Raw genomic sequence first — 17,477 nt, 5'->3', positions numbered from 1 at the left:
CTATGAAAAGCCCTCAACCGACCGTGTCCATGGCGGACAAAGTTGCCCTGATCGACAGCCTCTGCGCCAGGGCGCGGATCCTGCCGGTGATCACCATCGCCCGCGAACAGGACATCCTGCCGCTGGCCGATGCCCTGGCAGCCGGCGGTTTGACCGCATTGGAAGTGACCCTGCGCTCCGAGTTCGGCCTCAAGGCCATTCAGGTACTGCGCGAGCAACGCCCTGAACTGTGCACCGGTGCCGGCACCGTACTCGACCGCCACATGCTCGAAGCGGCCGAGGTGGCCGGTTCGCAATTTATCGTCACCCCCGGCATTACCCGCGACCTGCTGGAAGCCTCGGTGCACAGCCCGATCCCTCTGCTGCCGGGCATCAGCAATGCCTCCGGCATCATGGAAGGCTATGGCCTGGGTTATCGCCGCTTCAAGCTGTTCCCGGCTGAAGTCAGCGGCGGCGTGGCTGCAATCAAGGCCCTGGGCGGCCCGTTCGGCGAAGTCAAATTCTGCCCAACCGGCGGCGTTGGCCCGGCCAACATCAAAAACTACATGGCGTTGAAAAACGTGATGTGCGTGGGCGGTAGCTGGATGCTGGACCCTGAATGGGTCAAGAACGGCGACTGGGCCCGCATCCAGGAAGTCACCGCACAGGCGCTGGCGCTGCTGGACTGAACTGATTTACCGAATCGTTGTTGCTGTGCTTAACGGCATTTTTGCGGTGCACTTGGTCGGTGTACCGCTTTTTTTTGCCTGCAAAAAACTCACATTCAACGCCGATCAACTGTGGGAGCAGGCAAGCCAGCTCCCACATTTTTAGTCCGTGCTTAGCTTGATGATTGCGTTAACCAGCACATCGATGTCCGCCGCCGAGGTCACCAGCCCCGGCGTCACCCGAATACAGGTTCCAAACGCCGCCCCCGTGCGCGTGGTGGTAAACAGGTCGTACTCCTTGAGCAATCGGTCCGCCATCTCGTGCTGATCCCGCCCAGTAAACTTGAACGCCGTAATCGCGCAATACAGCCGCGGATCATCCGGTGTCAGCACCTCAATTCCCGGCAACCCACGCACCTGGCTCACCCAGCGATCCCGCAGGTAATTGACCCGCGCGCCCTTGGCCGCCGAGCCGCCGAGGTTGCGATGTTCCTCCAGCACCAACGGCAAGGTCATCAACGCTGGAAAATTCGGCGTGCTGTAGGACGTGCGCGCACGCACGTCGCTGGCGGGGTAGTGAAACTCGCCCATGTCCGGGTCGATATCGGCCAGGCGCTCCGGGGCGATATACAGAAAGCCCAGGGTCAGCGGCGCACCGATCCATTTATGCAGGTTGAACCCGGCGAACTGAATGCCCAGCTCGGCGAGGTTGAATTCAATCTGGCCCAACGCATGGGCACCATCCAGAATCACGTCCACGCCATGCTCACGCGCTGCCTTGGCAATCGCTTCGACAGGCATCACCAGGCCGGTGCGGTGGGTGACATGGGTCAGCGCCATCAGCTTCAGGCGCGGGTACTGCGCGAACGCATCGCGATAGGTCTGCACCAGGCTGTCGAAACCGGCCGGGTGGGCGTGGGCAAGTTCGACGACTTCCACGCCGCGAACACTGGCCAACCAGCGCATGGCGCCTTTGACCGTGTCGTACTCCAGATCACTGATCAGCACCTGATCGCCCGGCCGCAGGCCGTTGTAGTTACGGATCAGCGACTGTAATGCCTCGGTGGCGTTGCGGGTGAAGGCGATGGCGTCGGGGTCTGCATCGATCAGCCCGGCCAGTTGGCGACGGATCTCGACGTTTTCACCCTGCTCGAAGCGCTGACGCACATACAGCGAATTGCTGCGGTTGATAAACGCAACGTGCTCCAGATACTGCGCCTGTACAGCACGGCTCATGCGCCCGAAGTAACCGTTTTCCAGGTTGATCGGGCCGGGCTCCAGCTCGTAGCGCTGGGCGACGGCGTGCCAGTGACGTTCGTTGTCTGCATTCCTTGGCATAGCGTGCGCTCTTTAATGACGGGGGGCAGGTTTGCCGTGTTTTACGCGCAGCGGCTCCAGCAGTTCGGACAGGCCGTTGTGGTCGATTTCCTGCATCAAGGCCAGCAAACCGCCCAGCTCGCCGTGAGGAAAGCCTTCACGGGCGAACCAATTCAGGTAAGGGCCGGGCAGGTCGGCGATGATGCGTCCCTTGTACTTGCCGAAGGGCATTTGGCGGGTGATCAGCAATTCGAGTTTTTCGGGGTTCATGGGCTTCAAGGGTTGGCGTCTGTGCTTGGAAAATACAGGCATTCTGCATGAAGGCCAAATGACAGATCATGCAAATAACGTAGATACAGATGGTTCAATATTTCGTAAGTACATGAAATATATGAATAAATTAATTTTTCAAAACCTGGCACGGGCGCTGCAATCATTAAGACAACCTTCTAACCCGCACAAGGAATTGAAAAATGACTGACATCAATAAAGAATCGATCTCCGTACTCAACGACCTGATCGAGACCAGCAAAGACGGCCAAGAAGGCTTCAAAACCTGCGCTGAAGATATTAAGCACCCAGAATTGAAAGCGCTGTTCGCTAAGCGCTCTGCTGACTGCGCCACTGCCGCAGCCGAGCTGCAAACAGCCGTACGTGCCCTGGGTGGCGATCCGGAAGAATCCGGTTCGGTCGCCGGTGCTCTGCACCGTGGCTGGGTCGACGTGAAGTCGCTGGTCACCGGTAAAGATGAAGAGGCAGTGCTGAATGAAGCCGAGCGCGGTGAAGACCACGCCCTTAAGGCTTACAAGGAAGCGATCGAGAAGATCAACAAGCACAACCTGCTGGGTATTCGTGACCTGGTTGAGCGTCAGTACCACGGCGCACAACGTAACCACGACCAGGTGAAAGCCCTGCGTAACCAGGCTCGCGCTCAGTCGTAAGCACATTGCTGTAATTGTTTATGCTGTAACTGCCTATGCTGTAACTGAATGTGGGAGCTTGTTTGCCTGCGATAGCATCACCCCGGTGTAATTTATATACCGAGGTGTCTGTGTCGCAGGCAAGTCAGCCCCCACATTTGCTTTGTATAGATTTTGAGATTTTTATCAGCCAATGCTGATCGGCGGCAACTCGGTCAATGTCACCACTTGCTGCTTGCGCGGCGCGAGAATTTCCGCCTCGCCGTCCACCACCAGCTCATCGCGCTGGTTGAATACACGGGTAGCGATGCGCACGCGAAACTTGGGCATTTTCTCCAGTATCTCCAGGCGCACGGTCAAGGTGTCGCCGATTTTCACCGGCTTCTGGAAGCTCATCTGCTGGCCGATGTAGATAGTGCCCGGCCCAGGCAGCTCGCAGGCTACCGCTGCACTGATCAGTGCGCCGCTGAACATGCCGTGGGCGATACGCTCCTTGAACATCGTCGCCTTGGCGTACTCCGCATCCAGGTGCACCGGGTTGTGGTCGCCGGACATCGCCGCGAACAGCTGGATATCGCGCTCTTCAACGGTCTTGCTGTAGCTGGCGGTCTGGCCGACTTCGAGGGCTTCGTATGGGGTGTTGGTGACCTGGCTCATCTAAAGGTGCATCCTGTGGCTAATCGGTAATTTAATAAGCTGATTTTAAAGGAAAAAGTTATTCGCAGCGCGCTGGCCTGCGTAACGTCAGGGCCTGGTCGAGCCACTTCAGTACATCCGCTGTCACTTCATCGCGGTTGGTTTCGTTGAACACTTCATGACGCGCCTGCGGGTAGATATTCAATTGCAGGTTCTGGCAACCGGCCTCACGCAGGGCGTGGGCCAGGCTTTTGAGACGTTTGCCTTCACTCACCGGATCACATTCGCCGCCGATTACCATAATCGGCAGGCCCGGATCGATCTGTGCGAGGTTGGACGCTTTGCTGATCTGCTGCAAGCCACCCAGTAAGTCGATCCACAACTGGTTGGTGCAGCGAAAGCCGCACAGCGGATCGTTGATGTACTTGTCCACCTCCAGCGGGTCGCGGCTGAGCCAGTCGAACGCGGTGCGGTTAGGCTTGAATGCCTTGTTGAATGAGCCGAACGACAAAAACTCGATCAATGCACTGCGCCCGCGCAGGCCTTGGCGCGCGCGCTCCAGGCGGGCAATGACGCCGGCGGCGCGGTACAGCGCCACCGGCTGGAAATTCGAACCGCTGAGAATCGCCCCATCCAGGCTCGCACTGTGGTGCAACAGGTACGCCTGGGCGATATAGCTGCCCATGCTGTGGCCCAGCAAGATGATCGGCAGGCCCGGCCGCTGCTGGCCGATGTGCTGGTTGAGGCTGGCGAGGTCGCCCACCACTTTGTTCCAGCCATCCTTTTCGGCGTACAGCCCCAGCGTGCCTTCGTCGGCGGTGCGGCCATGGCCGCGCTGGTCGAGTGCGTACAGCCCGTAGCCGGCTGCGCACAGGGCTTCGGCCAGGCGTGCATAGCGCCCACTGTGTTCGGCCATGCCGTGGGACAGCATGATCATGGCCTTGGCGGGCCCGTCCGGCAGCCATTGATTGACGTACAGGCGGCTGCGGTCATTCGCGGTCAGCCAGAAGGTGCTGTGGTTCATAGCGCTTCCTTTGCTCGGGGTCGTTGCAGTGTATAGCTCATCTGGCCGGGTCCGGTGTATCTGCCTACACGTTAGGGGCAAGATTCATACAATAAATGACACAGTTGCGCGTATTTGCCTGTTTGGCCATAGCTGCTAACGTCCCCAAAGCTCCGCTTTTTATATCAATGAGAAAGCGGCCGGACACACTCAGGTACGAGGACAAGAATAATGCAACCTGATTTCTGGAATGACAAACGCGCGGCGGGCGTTCCCAATGACATCGACCTCACGACCTACAAATCGGTGATCGAAGTCTTTGAACGCTCCTGCAAAGCCTTTGCCGACCGTCCGGCGTTCAGCAACATGGGCATCACCCTGACCTACGCCGAGCTTGAGCGCCAAAGTGCCGCGTTCGCCGGCTACCTGCAAAATCACACCGACCTCAAGCCTGGCGAGCGCATCGCGGTACAGATGCCCAACGTGCTGCATTACCCGATTGCCGTGTTCGGTGCTTTGCGCGCCGGGTTGATCGTGGTCAATACCAACCCGCTGTACACCCCGCGTGAGATGCGCCACCAGTTCAAGGACGCCGGCGTGCGCGCGCTGGTCTACCTCAACCTGTTCAGCTCGCGGGTGCAGGACGTGTGCACCGACACCGAGCTCGACTACCTGATCGAAGCCAGGATGGGCGACTTCATGCCCGCCGCCAAAGGCTGGCTGGTCAATACCGTGGTCGACAAGGTCAAGAAAATGGTCCCGGCCTACCACCTGCCACGTGCGGTCTCGTTCAAGCGCGCCTTGCGCATGGGCGCGGGCCAGGCGGTGGTTCGCCACCCGGTGACCCTGGATGATATCGCCGTGCTGCAATACACCGGCGGCACCACCGGCCTGGCCAAGGGCGCGATGCTCACCCACGGCAACCTGGTGGCGAATATGCAGCAGGCGCGGGCGTGCATGTCCCAGGTCACCGACGATGGCCAGCCGCTGGTGAAGGAAGGGCAGGAGGTGATGATCGCGCCGCTGCCGCTGTACCACATCTATGCCTTCACCGCGAATTGCATGTGCATGATGGTGACCGGCAACCACAACGTGCTGATCACCAACCCGCGTGACATCGGCGGGTTTATCAAGGAGCTGAAAAAGTGGCGGTTCTCCTGCCTGCTCGGGCTGAACACGCTGTTTGTGGCGCTGATGGATCACCCGGATTTCAAGACCCTGGATTTCTCCCACCTCAAGATCACCAATTCCGGTGGCACCGCGCTGGTCAAGGCCACTGCCGAGCGCTGGAAGGCACTCACCGGTTGCTCCATCGGCGAAGGCTACGGCCTCACCGAAACCTCGCCGGTGGCCAGCACCAACCCCTACGGCAACCAGTCGCGGCTGGGCACCGTGGGCATACCGGTGCCGGGCACGGCGATGAAAGTGATTGATGATGAAGGCCGCGAGCTGCCCTTGGGCGAGCGCGGCGAGCTGTGCATCAAAGGCCCGCAGGTGATGAAGGGTTACTGGCAGCAACCCGTGGCCACCGCCGAAACCCTGGACGCCGAAGGCTGGCTGAAAACCGGTGATATTGCGGTGATCGACACCGATGGTTTTGTCAGCATCGTCGATCGCAAGAAAGACCTGATCATCGTCTCGGGCTTCAATGTGTACCCCAACGAGATTGAAGACGTGGTGATGGCGCATCCAGCCGTGGCCAACTGCGCGGTAATCGGCGTACCGGACGAACGCACCGGCGAGGCGGTGAAACTGTTTGTAGTGGCGCGCGCCCAGGGCGTGAGCGTTGATGAATTAAAGGCGTACTGCAAAACCAACTTCACCGGGTACAAGGTGCCCAAGCACATTGTGTTGCGTGAGTCGCTGCCGATGACGCCGGTGGGCAAGATTTTGCGCAGGGAACTGCGCGACATCGCCTGAGCTTGAATTGAAATGCAATCAAACACGTGGGAGCGGGCTTGCTCGCGAATGCGTTGGTTCAGTCACCAGAGGTATTGACTGAACCAACGCATTCGCGAGCAAGCCCGCTCCCACATTTTGACCGCGTTTATCCTCAAAAGGCCCATTCCAGAGCCATTTCCTGGCTTATAGAATCTTTGCTCTAAAAGTGACCATTAGATATTCTTGAGTCATGTTTATGACTGTAGGGCCTTCTTTTGGCTCTAGGCGGCCCTTGGCAAAGCTGCTACTCTCGGCGCGCTTTGTGACTTCTCGGCCTGCTTGAAAGCGCCAGACTCACCTAAAAAAACATACACCAATAATAATCGCATCAAATGCGATGATGAATTCGCGTCGCTGAGGAGTGGGCTTCCATGAACGAAGACTTTTGGAAGGATAAGTACCCCGCCGGGATTGCTGCAGACATCAATCCAGACGAGTATCAGAATATTCAGGCGGTACTGAAACAGTCCTGCCAGCGCTTCGCCGACAAACCGGCTTTCAGCAACCTGGGCAAGACCATCACCTACGGTGAACTGTACGAATTGTCCGGCGCGTTCGCCGCCTATCTGCAACAGCATACCGACTTGAAGCCGGGCGATCGAATCGCCGTGCAACTGCCCAATGTCCTGCAATACCCGGTGGCCGTGTTCGGTGCCATCCGTGCCGGGCTGATCGTGGTCAATACCAACCCGCTGTACACCGCGCGGGAAATGGAACACCAATTCAATGATTCCGGGGCCAAGGCCCTGGTTTGCCTGGCGAACATGGCGCACCTGGCTGAAAAAGTCGTGCCCAAGACCGCCGTCAAGCACGTGATCGTCACCGAAGTTGCTGACCTGTTGTCGCCGTTCAAGCGGCTGCTGATCAACAGCGTCATCAAGTACGTGAAGAAAATGGTCCCGGCCTATCACCTGCCCAAGGCGATCAAGTTCAACGACGTGCTGGCCAAGGGGCACGGTCAACCGGTCAACGATGCCAGCCCCGCCAGCGGCGATGTGGCCGTGCTGCAATACACCGGCGGCACCACCGGCGTGGCCAAGGGCGCGATGCTCACCCACCGCAACCTCGTCGCCAACATGCTGCAGTGCAAGGCGCTGATGGGCTCCAACCTCAACGAAGGCTGCGAGATCCTGATCACGCCGCTGCCGCTGTACCACATCTATGCGTTCACCTTTCATTGCATGGCGATGATGCTGATCGGCAACCACAACATCCTGATCAGCAACCCGCGCGACCTGCCGGCGATGGTCAAGGAACTGTCGAAGTGGAAGTTCAGCGGTTTTGTCGGCCTCAACACCTTGTTCGTGGCGCTGTGCAATAACGAGGCGTTCCGCAAGCTGGACTTCTCCGCGCTCAAAGTCACCTTGTCGGGCGGCATGGCCCTGCAACTGGCGGCGGCCGAGCGCTGGAAAGCTGTGACCGGCTGTGGCATCTGTGAAGGTTACGGCATGACCGAGACCAGCCCGGTGGCCACCGTCAACCCGATCCAGCATATCCAGATCGGCACCATCGGCATTCCGGTGCCTTCTACCCTGTGCAAAGTCATCGCCGACGACGGCACCGAATTGGCACTGGGCGAAACCGGCGAGCTGTGTGTGAAAGGCCCGCAGGTGATGAAGGGCTACTGGTTGCGCGACGACTCCACCGCCGAAATGCTCGACAGCGAAGGCTGGTTGAAGACCGGTGACATCGCGATCATCCAGCAAGACGGCTACATCCGCATTGTCGACCGCAAGAAAGACATGATTCTGGTCTCCGGTTTCAACGTCTACCCCAACGAGCTGGAAGACGTGCTGACAACCTTGCCGGGCGTGCTGCAATGTGCGGCCATCGGTGTGCCGGATGAAAAATCCGGTGAGCACATCAAGATCTTTATCGTGGTCAAGCCAGGCGCGACCCTGACCAAGGACCAAGTGATGGAACACATGCGCGCCAACGTCACCGGCTACAAAGTGCCCAGGGCCGTGGAATTTCGCGATGCATTGCCGACCACCAACGTGGGCAAGATCCTGCGCCGTGAGTTGCGGGATGAAGAGCTGAAGAAGCTCGGCCTTAAAAAGTAACCGATAAAAAACCCCGCTGATGCGGGGTTTTTTATCGCTGCTGATCTTTCAGCATTGAAATACATTCCAAATGTGGGAGCGGGCTTGCTCCGTTTTCCTACAAGGAGAACTGCGCAAAGCCCACACCAGCACCGGCCGGGCGCACATCCTTCAAGAACGAATCCTTATCCGCGCTCAGCTCCAGGGTAATCTCCGGCTTGCGCTTGCCCGCATTGCGCACCACCAGCCCCTCGATGTGTTCACGCAGGAACGCCGTCGGCACCTTCAGGTGCAGCAACTGGTCAGTTTCAGCGTTGTGCATCAACAAGTGAACCCACTCGTACTGGCCCACACCAATGCGCACCAGCGGCAGGTCGAACCACCAGATGTTGCGTTTGCTGTCCAGGTCGGTGAAGTGGCAGTTGTTGACGCCGAGTACGGCACCGCCCAGTTCCTGGTTTCTGCGGGCGATGGCCTGTGCTTTATTGAGTTTCATAACCTTCCTACGGGATCTGTTATTCAGCGTTATAGCCTGAATGTGCCGGGCATTCTCGTGGGTTGGCGGCAAAACATAAAGCCAAACCTGTTCGCTGCGATGAAATGCGCGCTGAAAAATAATTGAAACTCTGCCGAACGGCCGCCGGTCAATCTTTAGGTAATGACCAAAACCCTTGATTGTTCTTTCGGAGAAATACCATGAGCAGCACATCGGATAAGGCAAAAGGTTTGGCCAACGAAGCCGTTGGTAACATCAAGCAGGGCGTTGGCAAAGTGACTGGCAACGACAAACTGCGCGCAGAAGGCGTGGTTCAGGAAAAGAAAGGCGAAGTGCAGAAAGCCGTCGGCGACACCAAAGATGCGGTAAAAAAAGCCGTCAAGTAAGACTCAATCGCCGGCTGGATTCACGCAGCCCGACGGCCATCCACGGATGGCCGTTTTTGTGTGAAGCGTGCAACTAAAGTTTGGAAATTGTTTCAAAGTCGCCAAATGGGCTACTTTGATGTAGAAAACGGCCCCTGAGTCGCCCACGACCTCACCCTTTTGCGGCGAAAGGAGACGCTATGATTTTTCCGGTACTAGACGGCCTCAAGCTTCACAAAGTGCTGGTGCGCACCGTCAAGGAATTCGTCGATGACGAAATGCCCACCTACGCCTCGGCACTGGCCTACCAGATGCTGTTTTCGCTGTTTCCCTTTCTGCTGTTCCTGATTGCCCTGATCGGTTTCCTGCACTTGCCGGACTTTTTCACCTGGCTGCGCATGCAGTCGGAACTGGTGTTGCCGCCCCAGGCGCTGGAGCAGGTCAACCCGGTGATCGACCAGTTGCAGCAGTCCAAGGGCGGTTTGCTCTCGGTGGGTATCGTGATCGCGCTGTGGACCGCCTCGGCCGGTGTACGCCTGATGATGAGCGCAATGAACGCCGCCTACGACGTGGTCGAAGGCCGGCCGATCTGGAAGCGCTTCCCGCTGTCGATCTTCTACACCGTCGGCATTGCCGGCATGCTGCTGGCCGCCGCCGCGTTGATGGTGCTCGGGCCGCAGGTGATGGAATGGCTCGCCGGGCAGATCGGCATGCAGGAATTCGTGGTCACGCTGTGGACCATCCTGCGCTGGCCCTTGATCGTGATTCTGCTGATGTTCGCCGTGGCCCTCATGTACTACGTGATGCCCGATGTTGAGCAGAAATTCCGCTTTATCACCCCAGGCTCGGTACTGGCCGTGGTGGTGTGGATCATCGCCTCACTGGGCTTTGGTTATTACGTCAAAACCTTTGCTGACTACAACGCCATGTATGGCAGTATCGGTGCGATCATCGTCCTGCTCCTGTACTTCTATATTTCCGCCGCCGTGTTGTTGCTCGGCGCGGAGATGAATGCCGTGATCGAGCATATGTCGGCCGAAGGCAAGGACCCAGGGGAAAAGGAATTCGATGAAGACAGCCACGCAGGTGAGAAACAACACGTCTCAGGCCTCGGCCGGGACCACTCCAAGCCCACTACCGATGAAGTCTGATCGATGATCCGTGAAATCCTGAAAATGGGCGACGAACGCCTGCTGCGCATCGCGCCACCGGTTCCGCCGGAAATGTTCGACAGCCCTGAGCTGTGGCAATTGATTGATGACATGTTCCAGACCATGGAACACGTCGGCGGTGTCGGCCTGGCCGCCCCGCAGATTGGTGTGGACCTGCAGTTGGTGATCTTCGGTTTCGAGGCCAGCGAACGCTACCCGGACGCGCCGCCGGTGCCGCAGACCATCCTGATCAACCCGCTGATCACGCCGCTCAGCCCGGTACTGGAAGAAGGCTACGAAGGTTGCCTGTCGGTGCCCGGCCTGCGCGGTGCGGTGGATCGTTACCAGCAGATTCGCTACGAAGGTTTCGACCCCAAGGGCGAGCCGATCGTGCGCGTTGCCGACGGCTTCCATGCGCGGGTGGTGCAGCATGAGTGCGATCACCTGATCGGCCGTCTGTACCCCTCGCGGATTACCGACTTCAGCAAGTTCGGGTTTATCGAAGTGATGTTCCCGGATATGGACCCAAACGCTGACGAGTAGCCCTCAGGCACACTGAGATAAAAATGTGGGAGCGGGCTTGTGTGGGAGCTGGCTCCCACATTTGGATTGCACTTCAACCGAACTATTTGACGGGCTTGATAAACCGCAACGTCATCCGATCCGACTCGCCGATCGCCAGATACCTGGCCTTATCCTGCTCCCCATACCGCAACGACGGAGGCAACGTCCACACGCCGCCCGGGTAGTCCTTGGTGTCCTTGGGGTTGGCATTCACCTCGCTTTGCCCGGCCAGCTTGAACCCGGCGTCCGTCGCCAGCTTCACCACTTGCGCCGTGGTCAGGTAGCCGCTGTCCTTGATCGCTTCCAGGTCCGCGCCGTCCTTGGCCCGGTGATCTTCCACGCCCAGCACACCGCCGGGTTTGAGCACGGTGTAAAACGCGCTGAAGGTCGCCGGTGCGGTGCCCGCGTCTACCCAGTTATGCACATTGCGAAAGGTCAGCACGGCGTCCACTGAAGCCGGTTTGCCGAATACCGGAGCTTTGGGGTTGAACTCGACGACGTCGGCCCTGGCATAGCGCGCAGGGTCGGCGGCGAATTTGTTTTTCAGGTTCTGTTCGGACGTCGCAGCATAAGCGCTAGTGCTGGCGGCTTGCACGGCGGCGATGTAATGCCCGTGGTCCTTGAGCAGCGGCGCGAGTATTTCGCTGAACCAACCGCCGCCCGGGGTGATTTCGATCACGCTCTGGTTGGCGCTCAGGCCAAAGAACTCCAGGGTTTGCTGCGGGTGGCGGTAACCGTCACGCGCGCTATTGGCCGGGTCGCGCCAACTGCCGGCCAGCACGCTGGCGTATTGCTCGGCGGTAATCGGCGCATTCGCTGCCTGGCTTAAAGCCGGAGCGAGGAGGGCGGTAAGAGACAGCGCTGCAAGCGTGGTTTTCATGATCATCCTGTAAGGGGCCACTGTGCTGTCGAGGCTAGCACGGGCCTTGCACGGGGCGATCACACATTATCCGCAGTGGTCCTCACTAACGGTTCTAAGCCCATGGCGATCATGGGTTTGTTGCGTTTATAGCGCACCAGACGCTCACTCAGGGATTGAGGCAGGGTGGTTGCCTGGGTAAACCCCATGCGCTGATACAAGCCTTCCAGCTCCGGATGACACAGCAGCCACACCGTACCTTCCACATCGGCCACTGCCGCAGCGATCAACCGCGCCGCCAACCCGTGGCCGCGATAGGCCGGGTCGACAAACACGCCGGTCAACCATTGCCCGCCCACCACAGGCGTCAGGCACAGCCCGGCGACAATCTCGCCGTCGCGCGCCACCCACAAGCGCCCGCCCTTGAGCGCCTTCATCGACGAGTTATGGCTGCGGTAAAACTTGTTCAGCAGCGGCCACAGCGGCTCTGCCAGCAGTTGGAGGTGCAGTTCGGGCATGGTGTTTGGGCAACGTAATCAAGGGCCGCCGATTATAAGCGCCTTCTGCCGGGCAATAGGTGGTATACCCAGTGTTACATCCCCTTCACGTGGAGCATGCATCATGGCCAAAGGTATGGATTCAAAGAAAGCCGCGAAGAAAAAGCCGGCAAAAACCGCCGATGAAAAACGCGCCGAGAAAAAAACCAAGAAGTCCGAAGCCGGCCTGTTCGGTCACTGAGTTACAAGCTTAGAACCAAACGATCTGCAAGATTTTTGCGCCTCACTGCACAGAGCAGGAAACACCTGCTCTGAGCTGCCGATGGCCAACTACCTTGATCTGACCCACCGCCGGGAAATCGAAGCCCTGGCACGCAGTTTTACCGCAATCACAGAGTGGCCGACCTGGCTGTTGCTGATCGGCGTGTACGCCGGCTGGTTTGCCGTGATGTTCGCCAGCCACTGGTTGGGCCTGTGGCTGAGCACGGTGTTGCTGATCCCGCTGGTGACCCTCTGGCTGTCGGTGCAACACGAATTGCTGCATGGCCATCCCACCCGTTCGCCCCTGATCAACAAACTGCTCGGCTACGCGCCTTTCGCCGTGTGGTATCCCTACACGCTGTACCGCGACAGCCATCTGCTGCACCACAACGACGAAGACCTGACTCTGCCGGGCATCGACCCGGAAAGCCGCTACCTCAATCGACACCAGTGGGATAACAGCTCGTTATTCAAACGTGGCGTGCATTGGCTGACCAAAACCCTACTCGGCCGTTTTCTGCTGGCATCCCCTCTGGCCATCGCCCGATTAGCACGTCATCAACTCCAACGCCTGCCCCAGGTGTGGCCGATGTGGCTGGCCCACGGCGGGGTGACAATCCTGATGCTGAGCTTTATTGACCAGTACAGCGCCATCCCGGTGTGGCATTACCTGCTGCTGGTGACCGCGCCGGCCTTGTCCCTGGCGTCGATCCGTTCCTACTATGAACATCGCCCACACCTGCAGCCGGAACAGCGCACGGTGCTCAACGAAGCGTCCTGGCCGTGGACCTGGCTGTTCCTCAATAACAACCTGCACCTGGTGCACCACGACTTGCCCAAGTTGCCCTGGTATCTGCTGCCCACGGTCTACCGGGCGCGACGCGAACAATGGGTGGCGCGCAGCGGTGGTTTCCTGGTGCGCGGTTATGGCCAGTTGATCAGCCGCCACGGCCTCAAGGCCATCGACAGCCCAAGGCACCCATTTGCGTGAGAGACGACCATGAGTGACCACTACGCCGAGTTATTGATGTACGTCGCGCCCGCAGCGGTGCACCAGGCCAACCAAGCGTGGCTGACGCGCATTTTCGAGCGCCTGAACCTGAACCGCCGCAACGCTGACCACCTCGACCTAAAAGGCCTGTGGCTCGCACCCGAACTGCTGGTGACGCAAACCTGCGGCTACCCGTTGATGACCCAGCTGCGCGGCAAAGTGCGCGTGATCGGCCGCCCGCGCTATGAGCTGGCCCACAGCCGGCAGGGCGAACATTGCAGCCTGCTGCTGACCCGCGACGACACCCCGCGCACGCAGCTCGCGGACTTTTACGACAGCCGCGGCGTGATCAACGGCCACGACTCCAACAGCGGCATGAACCTGCTGCGCGAACGCCTTGCACCGCTGCACCGCAAAGGCCGCTTCTTCGCCAGCGTCGGCATCAGCGGCGCCCACCGTGAAAGCCTGCGCTGGCTGCGCGAAGGCCGCGCCGACCTTGCCGCCATCGACAGCGTAACCTACGACTACCTCGCCCGTTTCGCACCCGAAGAAGTAGCAGAGCTGCGCATCATCACCCACAGCGCGCCGAGCCCGACCTTGCCCTTCATCGGCGCGCTGCACTTGAACGATGAGCAAGCCGCGCACATTCGTGAAGTGATGAATCAAGCGTTGCAGGATTTACCACATGTAGTCGAAACCCTCGGCATTCAGGCAGTCCTGCCCGCCAGCGAAGACGACTACCAGGTGCTTCTGGGCTACCAGCAAACAGCCGCCGATGCCGGCTACCCGCACCTACGCTGATCGTTCCCACGCTCCGCGTGGGAATGCCTCCTGTGACGCTCCGCGTCATGCGTTCAGGAGCAGACGCAGAGCGTCCAGGGCTGCATTCCCACGCAGAGCGTGGGAACGATCGGTTATATAAAAATACCTTTTAAATATTATTAAAGAATAAGCAGCCTTGCTAGGATCGCTCCACCGGAACACCGGACATAACGCGCAACCCTCTCAGATGGAGCCACTATGTCCGGCGCCGACACTTCTCACCGCGATTACGTGGGCGGATTGTTCCGCAGTCATTACCACTGGCTGTGCAGCCGTTTGCACCGCCACCTTGATTCCCGCGCACACGCCGAAGACATCGCCGCCGACACCTTCGTGCACCTGCTGACTTCACCCGGCGTGCTACCGATTCGTCAGCCGCGCGCGTTGCTCACCACCATCGCCCAGCGTTTGATGTACCAGCGGTGGCGTCGCCGTGACCTGGAACGCGCTTACCTCGATGCGCTGGACAACGACGAAACCTGCAACGCACCGTCGCCCGAAGACCTTGTGCACGTGCTCGAAGCCCTGCAGGCCATCGACCAACTGCTCGACGGCTTGCCCGCCAAGGTCAAGGCGACCTTTTTGCTCTCGCAACTCAATGGCCTGACCTATCCCGAAATCGCCGCCGAACTGGGCATTTCCCAACGCTCGGTCAGCGACTACATGGCCCGTGCGCTCAAGCGTTGCCTGCGCCAGCCGCCCGGCCAGCCATACAGCTACACGCGGCTCAGTTATGACTTTTAAACAACGTGAGTGGCACACCGATCCAGTGTGGGAGCTGGCTTGCCTGTGTTCCGGAAAATGAGGTTCTGCATGAAAACCATTAAATACCTGCTCGGTGGCTCGCTGCTGGCACTGGCTCTCCTGACACAGCCAGCCCAGGCCGCCGACAGCATCAAACCCATCCACTTCGGCGACATCACCTGGGAAAGCGGCAGCCTGATCACCGAAGTGCTGCGCCTGATCGTCGAAAAAGGCTACGGCCTGCCTACCGACACCCTGCCCGGCAGTACCGTGAGCCTGGAAGCCGCCCTGGCCAAGGACGACATCCAGGTGATCGGCGAAGAATGGGCCGGGCGCAGTCCGGCGTGGGTCAAGGCCGAGGCCGAAGGCAAAGTATTCGGCCTGGGCGACACGGTCAAAGGTGCCACCGAGGGCTGGTGGGTGCCCGAATACGTGATCAAGGGTGATGCCGAGCGCGGCATCAAAGCGCTGGCGCCGCAGCTTAAGTCGGTGGCCGACCTGGCGCGCTACAAAGACGTGTTCCGCGACCCGGAAGACCCGAGCAAAGGGCGCTTTCTCAACAGCCCCACCGGCTGGACCTCGGAAATCGTCAACAGCCAGAAACTCAAGGCCTATGGCCTGACCGACACCTTTGTGAACTTTCGTACCGGCTCCGGCGCGGCGCTGGATGCTGAAGTGGCCTCCTCGATCCGTCGTGGCAAGCCGGTGCTGTTCTACTACTGGTCGCCGACGCCACTACTGGGCCGCTTCAAACTGATCAAGCTTGAAGAACCACCGTTCAACGCCGACGCCTGGAAAACCCTGGCCGACGCCAACAACCCGCACCCCATTGGCACCCGCTCGATGCCTGCGCATTTGGCGATTGGCGTGTCGGCGCCGTTCAAGGCGCAATACCCACAGTTAGTCACCTTCTTTGAAAAAGTCGACCTGCCGATCGACCTGCTCAACGGCATCCTCGCGCAGATGAGCGAGAAACGTGAACAGCCGCGTCAGGTCGCGCTGGCGTTCCTCAAAGAGCAGCCGCACGTGTGGCAGCAATGGGTGCCTGCGGATGTCGCGGCCAAGGTCAAAGCTGGCCTGTAGCTGATCGTTCCCACGCTCCGCGTGGGAATGCATCCCGTGACGCTCTGCGTCACGATTTTAGAGCGGGACGCGGAGCGTCCCTGGCGGCATACCCACGCAGAGCGTGGGAACGATCGGAGGTAACAATGATGGTTAAGTTTTTCAGTGTGGTCCTGGCTTCACTTGTGTGTTCGGCAGCGGTGTCTGCGGCCGAACCGTCCACCTTGCGCATCGGCTACCAGAAAAGTTCGGTGAGCATGGTGCTGGCCCGTGAACACAAGTTGTTCGAAGAGGCGCTGCCCGGTACCCAGGTGCAATGGACCGAATTCCTCGGCGGCCCGCCGCTGATCGAAGCGCTGAACGCCGGCAGCCTGGACATCGGCAATATCGGCGACATCCCGCCGATCTTCGCCCAGGCCGCCGGTATCGACTTGCAGTACTTCGCCGTCGAGCCCAATGAAGGCAAGACCGAAGCAGTGCTGGTGCCCAAAGCCAGCACGATCCAGAGTGTGGCCGAACTCAAGGGCAAGCGCGTGGCGTTGCTCAAGGGCTCCAGCGCGCACAACCTGTTCCTCAAAAGCCTGCTGCGCGCGGGCTTGCAGTGGAAGGATGTGAACGTGGTGTACCTGTCGCCGTCCGACGGCCGCGCGGCGTTTGAGCAAGGCAAAGTCGACGCCTGGGTGGTGTGGGACCCGTACTATTCGGCGGCCGTGGTCGATGGCGCGGCCCGCGTATTGGGCGACGGCCAGGGCCTTAACCCGGCCGGCAGTTTCTTTGTGGTCAACAGCCCATTTGCCAAACAGTACCCGCACGCCGTCGCCACCATCATCAAGACGCTCGGCAAGGCCCAGCGCCTGTCCCTGGACCAGCCCGAAGAAAGCATCGCCTTGATGGCCAAGACCCTGGGCCTGCAACCGGCGGTGGTCAAAAGCTACTTCGAACACCGCTCGCCGGAGCCGATTCGCCCGCTGCAAGCCATCGATATCGCCAACCAGCAACGCACCGCCGACCTGTTCTTCGCCAACGGCCTGATCCCGAAAAAAGTCGATGTGCAGCAAATAGTCTTCAAGGCTCTAAACCAGTGAACATCAACTGTGGAAGCTGGCTTGCCTGCGATAGCGCTGGCCCAGACAGCACATCATTGCCTGACACTCAGTCA

The 17,477-nt window shown here is 59.4% G+C and carries 19 protein-coding genes; 12 read left to right on the top strand and 7 right to left on the bottom strand.

Translation table 11 applies throughout. The annotated features are described in order from the left end of the window. The first annotated feature begins 2 nt into the window (after window positions 1–2). Window positions 3–668, top strand: a complete 666-nt coding sequence (locus BLV67_RS22095; protein WP_065930484.1) for a bifunctional 4-hydroxy-2-oxoglutarate aldolase/2-dehydro-3-deoxy-phosphogluconate aldolase — start codon at window positions 3–5, stop codon at window positions 666–668. A gap of 141 nt (window positions 669–809) precedes the next feature. Here BLV67_RS22095 and BLV67_RS22090 read toward each other — a convergent pair whose 3' ends face one another. Continuing rightward, window positions 810–1,985, bottom strand: a complete 1,176-nt coding sequence (locus tag BLV67_RS22090) for an aminotransferase class V-fold PLP-dependent enzyme (RefSeq protein WP_069788133.1) — start codon at window positions 1,983–1,985, stop codon at window positions 810–812. Between the two features lie 12 nt (window positions 1,986–1,997). Then, entirely contained in the window at window positions 1,998–2,234 is a 237-nt protein-coding gene (locus tag BLV67_RS22085) for a DUF3820 family protein (protein WP_057704239.1), read from the bottom strand. Between the two features lie 203 nt (window positions 2,235–2,437). Between BLV67_RS22085 and BLV67_RS22080 the strand changes: the two genes are divergently transcribed. Beyond that, entirely contained in the window at window positions 2,438–2,905 is a 468-nt protein-coding gene (locus BLV67_RS22080) for a ferritin-like domain-containing protein (RefSeq protein WP_069788132.1), read from the top strand. A gap of 165 nt (window positions 2,906–3,070) precedes the next feature. Here BLV67_RS22080 and BLV67_RS22075 read toward each other — a convergent pair whose 3' ends face one another. Both BLV67_RS22075 and BLV67_RS22070 read right to left on the bottom strand, forming a co-directional pair. Then, complete coding sequence (locus tag BLV67_RS22075; RefSeq protein ID WP_065929617.1) at window positions 3,071–3,541, bottom strand: MaoC family dehydratase; 471 nt, start codon at window positions 3,539–3,541, stop codon at window positions 3,071–3,073. Window positions 3,542–3,599: 58 nt separating this feature from the next. Continuing rightward, window positions 3,600–4,544 carry an alpha/beta hydrolase gene (locus tag BLV67_RS22070; RefSeq protein WP_069788131.1) on the bottom strand — a complete coding sequence of 315 codons (945 nt, stop codon included), beginning with the start codon at window positions 4,542–4,544 and terminating at the stop codon, window positions 3,600–3,602. 210 nt (window positions 4,545–4,754) lie between these two features. Between BLV67_RS22070 and fadD2 the strand changes: the two genes are divergently transcribed. Beyond that, window positions 4,755–6,443, top strand: a complete 1,689-nt coding sequence (gene fadD2, locus BLV67_RS22065) for a long-chain-fatty-acid--CoA ligase FadD2 (protein ID WP_069788130.1) — start codon at window positions 4,755–4,757, stop codon at window positions 6,441–6,443. A gap of 392 nt (window positions 6,444–6,835) precedes the next feature. Beyond that, a complete protein-coding gene (fadD1, locus tag BLV67_RS22060; RefSeq protein ID WP_058421430.1) occupies window positions 6,836–8,527 on the top strand; it encodes a long-chain-fatty-acid--CoA ligase FadD1 in 1,692 nt (563 codons plus the stop codon). A gap of 97 nt (window positions 8,528–8,624) precedes the next feature. Here fadD1 and BLV67_RS22055 read toward each other — a convergent pair whose 3' ends face one another. Then, entirely contained in the window at window positions 8,625–9,002 is a 378-nt protein-coding gene (locus BLV67_RS22055) for a hypothetical protein (protein ID WP_058421431.1), read from the bottom strand. A gap of 200 nt (window positions 9,003–9,202) precedes the next feature. Between BLV67_RS22055 and BLV67_RS22050 the strand changes: the two genes are divergently transcribed. The 3 genes from BLV67_RS22050 (at window position 9,203) to def (ending at window position 11,061) form a co-directional block, all read left to right on the top strand. Next, a complete protein-coding gene (locus BLV67_RS22050; RefSeq protein ID WP_003213044.1) occupies window positions 9,203–9,388 on the top strand; it encodes a CsbD family protein in 186 nt (61 codons plus the stop codon). A gap of 179 nt (window positions 9,389–9,567) precedes the next feature. Next, window positions 9,568–10,518, top strand: a complete 951-nt coding sequence (locus BLV67_RS22045) for a YihY/virulence factor BrkB family protein (protein ID WP_065929614.1) — start codon at window positions 9,568–9,570, stop codon at window positions 10,516–10,518. Window positions 10,519–10,521: 3 nt separating this feature from the next. Then, window positions 10,522–11,061: a peptide deformylase gene (def, locus tag BLV67_RS22040; protein WP_017139199.1), complete on the top strand. Its 540-nt coding sequence runs from the start codon at window positions 10,522–10,524 to the stop codon at window positions 11,059–11,061. Between the two features lie 82 nt (window positions 11,062–11,143). Here def and BLV67_RS22035 read toward each other — a convergent pair whose 3' ends face one another. Both BLV67_RS22035 and BLV67_RS22030 read right to left on the bottom strand, forming a co-directional pair. Then, window positions 11,144–11,962 (bottom strand): class I SAM-dependent methyltransferase, encoded by an 819-nt coding sequence (locus BLV67_RS22035; RefSeq protein WP_069788129.1) that lies wholly within the window; start codon window positions 11,960–11,962, stop codon window positions 11,144–11,146. Window positions 11,963–12,021: 59 nt separating this feature from the next. Continuing rightward, window positions 12,022–12,459 carry a GNAT family N-acetyltransferase gene (locus BLV67_RS22030; protein WP_069788128.1) on the bottom strand — a complete coding sequence of 146 codons (438 nt, stop codon included), beginning with the start codon at window positions 12,457–12,459 and terminating at the stop codon, window positions 12,022–12,024. Window positions 12,460–12,760: 301 nt separating this feature from the next. Here BLV67_RS22030 and BLV67_RS22025 point away from each other — a divergent pair, with 301 nt between their 5' ends. From BLV67_RS22025 to BLV67_RS22005, 5 genes are all read left to right on the top strand, one after another. Continuing rightward, entirely contained in the window at window positions 12,761–13,690 is a 930-nt protein-coding gene (locus BLV67_RS22025; RefSeq protein WP_065929611.1) for a fatty acid desaturase, read from the top strand. A gap of 9 nt (window positions 13,691–13,699) precedes the next feature. Beyond that, the gene (locus tag BLV67_RS22020) at window positions 13,700–14,491 is read left to right on the top strand and encodes a phosphate/phosphite/phosphonate ABC transporter substrate-binding protein (protein ID WP_065929610.1); all 792 of its coding nucleotides are present in this window, start codon (window positions 13,700–13,702) and stop codon (window positions 14,489–14,491) included. A 219-nt stretch (window positions 14,492–14,710) separates the two neighbouring features. Next, complete coding sequence (locus tag BLV67_RS22015; RefSeq protein ID WP_069788127.1) at window positions 14,711–15,256, top strand: sigma-70 family RNA polymerase sigma factor; 546 nt, start codon at window positions 14,711–14,713, stop codon at window positions 15,254–15,256. Between the two features lie 69 nt (window positions 15,257–15,325). After that, window positions 15,326–16,339 (top strand): ABC transporter substrate-binding protein, encoded by a 1,014-nt coding sequence (locus BLV67_RS22010; protein ID WP_069788126.1) that lies wholly within the window; start codon window positions 15,326–15,328, stop codon window positions 16,337–16,339. A 128-nt stretch (window positions 16,340–16,467) separates the two neighbouring features. Continuing rightward, entirely contained in the window at window positions 16,468–17,403 is a 936-nt protein-coding gene (locus tag BLV67_RS22005; RefSeq protein WP_074854531.1) for an aliphatic sulfonate ABC transporter substrate-binding protein, read from the top strand. Window positions 17,404–17,477 lie beyond the last annotated feature (74 nt).

The sequence above is a fragment of the Pseudomonas salomonii genome (assembly GCF_900107155.1).
Taxonomy (GTDB): Bacteria; Pseudomonadota; Gammaproteobacteria; order Pseudomonadales; family Pseudomonadaceae; genus Aquipseudomonas; species Aquipseudomonas salomonii.
The sequence above is the reverse complement of the archived record's forward strand: the minus strand, read 5'-3'. Positions and strand labels throughout refer to the sequence as shown.

Excerpts from the sequence above, each read along its gene's own strand:
- BLV67_RS22045 (WP_065929614.1), top strand. The coding sequence starts at position 9,568 with ATGATTTTTCCGGTACTAGACGGCCTCAAGCTTCACAAAGTGCTGGTG.
- BLV67_RS22070 (WP_069788131.1), bottom strand. The coding sequence starts at position 4,544 with ATGAACCACAGCACCTTCTGGCTGACCGCGAATGACCGCAGCCGCCTG.
- BLV67_RS22090 (WP_069788133.1), bottom strand. The coding sequence starts at position 1,985 with ATGCCAAGGAATGCAGACAACGAACGTCACTGGCACGCCGTCGCCCAG.
- def (WP_017139199.1), top strand. The coding sequence starts at position 10,522 with ATGATCCGTGAAATCCTGAAAATGGGCGACGAACGCCTGCTGCGCATC.
- BLV67_RS22030 (WP_069788128.1), bottom strand. The coding sequence starts at position 12,459 with ATGCCCGAACTGCACCTCCAACTGCTGGCAGAGCCGCTGTGGCCGCTG.
- BLV67_RS22020 (WP_065929610.1), top strand. The coding sequence starts at position 13,700 with ATGAGTGACCACTACGCCGAGTTATTGATGTACGTCGCGCCCGCAGCG.
- BLV67_RS22075 (WP_065929617.1), bottom strand. The coding sequence starts at position 3,541 with ATGAGCCAGGTCACCAACACCCCATACGAAGCCCTCGAAGTCGGCCAG.
- BLV67_RS22010 (WP_069788126.1), top strand. The coding sequence starts at position 15,326 with ATGAAAACCATTAAATACCTGCTCGGTGGCTCGCTGCTGGCACTGGCT.
- BLV67_RS22085 (WP_057704239.1), bottom strand. The coding sequence starts at position 2,234 with ATGAACCCCGAAAAACTCGAATTGCTGATCACCCGCCAAATGCCCTTC.
- BLV67_RS22005 (WP_074854531.1), top strand. The coding sequence starts at position 16,468 with ATGGTTAAGTTTTTCAGTGTGGTCCTGGCTTCACTTGTGTGTTCGGCA.
- BLV67_RS22050 (WP_003213044.1), top strand. The coding sequence starts at position 9,203 with ATGAGCAGCACATCGGATAAGGCAAAAGGTTTGGCCAACGAAGCCGTT.
- fadD1 (WP_058421430.1), top strand. The coding sequence starts at position 6,836 with ATGAACGAAGACTTTTGGAAGGATAAGTACCCCGCCGGGATTGCTGCA.
- BLV67_RS22080 (WP_069788132.1), top strand. The coding sequence starts at position 2,438 with ATGACTGACATCAATAAAGAATCGATCTCCGTACTCAACGACCTGATC.
- BLV67_RS22035 (WP_069788129.1), bottom strand. The coding sequence starts at position 11,962 with ATGAAAACCACGCTTGCAGCGCTGTCTCTTACCGCCCTCCTCGCTCCG.
- fadD2 (WP_069788130.1), top strand. The coding sequence starts at position 4,755 with ATGCAACCTGATTTCTGGAATGACAAACGCGCGGCGGGCGTTCCCAAT.
- BLV67_RS22025 (WP_065929611.1), top strand. The coding sequence starts at position 12,761 with ATGGCCAACTACCTTGATCTGACCCACCGCCGGGAAATCGAAGCCCTG.
- BLV67_RS22095 (WP_065930484.1), top strand. The coding sequence starts at position 3 with ATGAAAAGCCCTCAACCGACCGTGTCCATGGCGGACAAAGTTGCCCTG.
- BLV67_RS22055 (WP_058421431.1), bottom strand. The coding sequence starts at position 9,002 with ATGAAACTCAATAAAGCACAGGCCATCGCCCGCAGAAACCAGGAACTG.
- BLV67_RS22015 (WP_069788127.1), top strand. The coding sequence starts at position 14,711 with ATGTCCGGCGCCGACACTTCTCACCGCGATTACGTGGGCGGATTGTTC.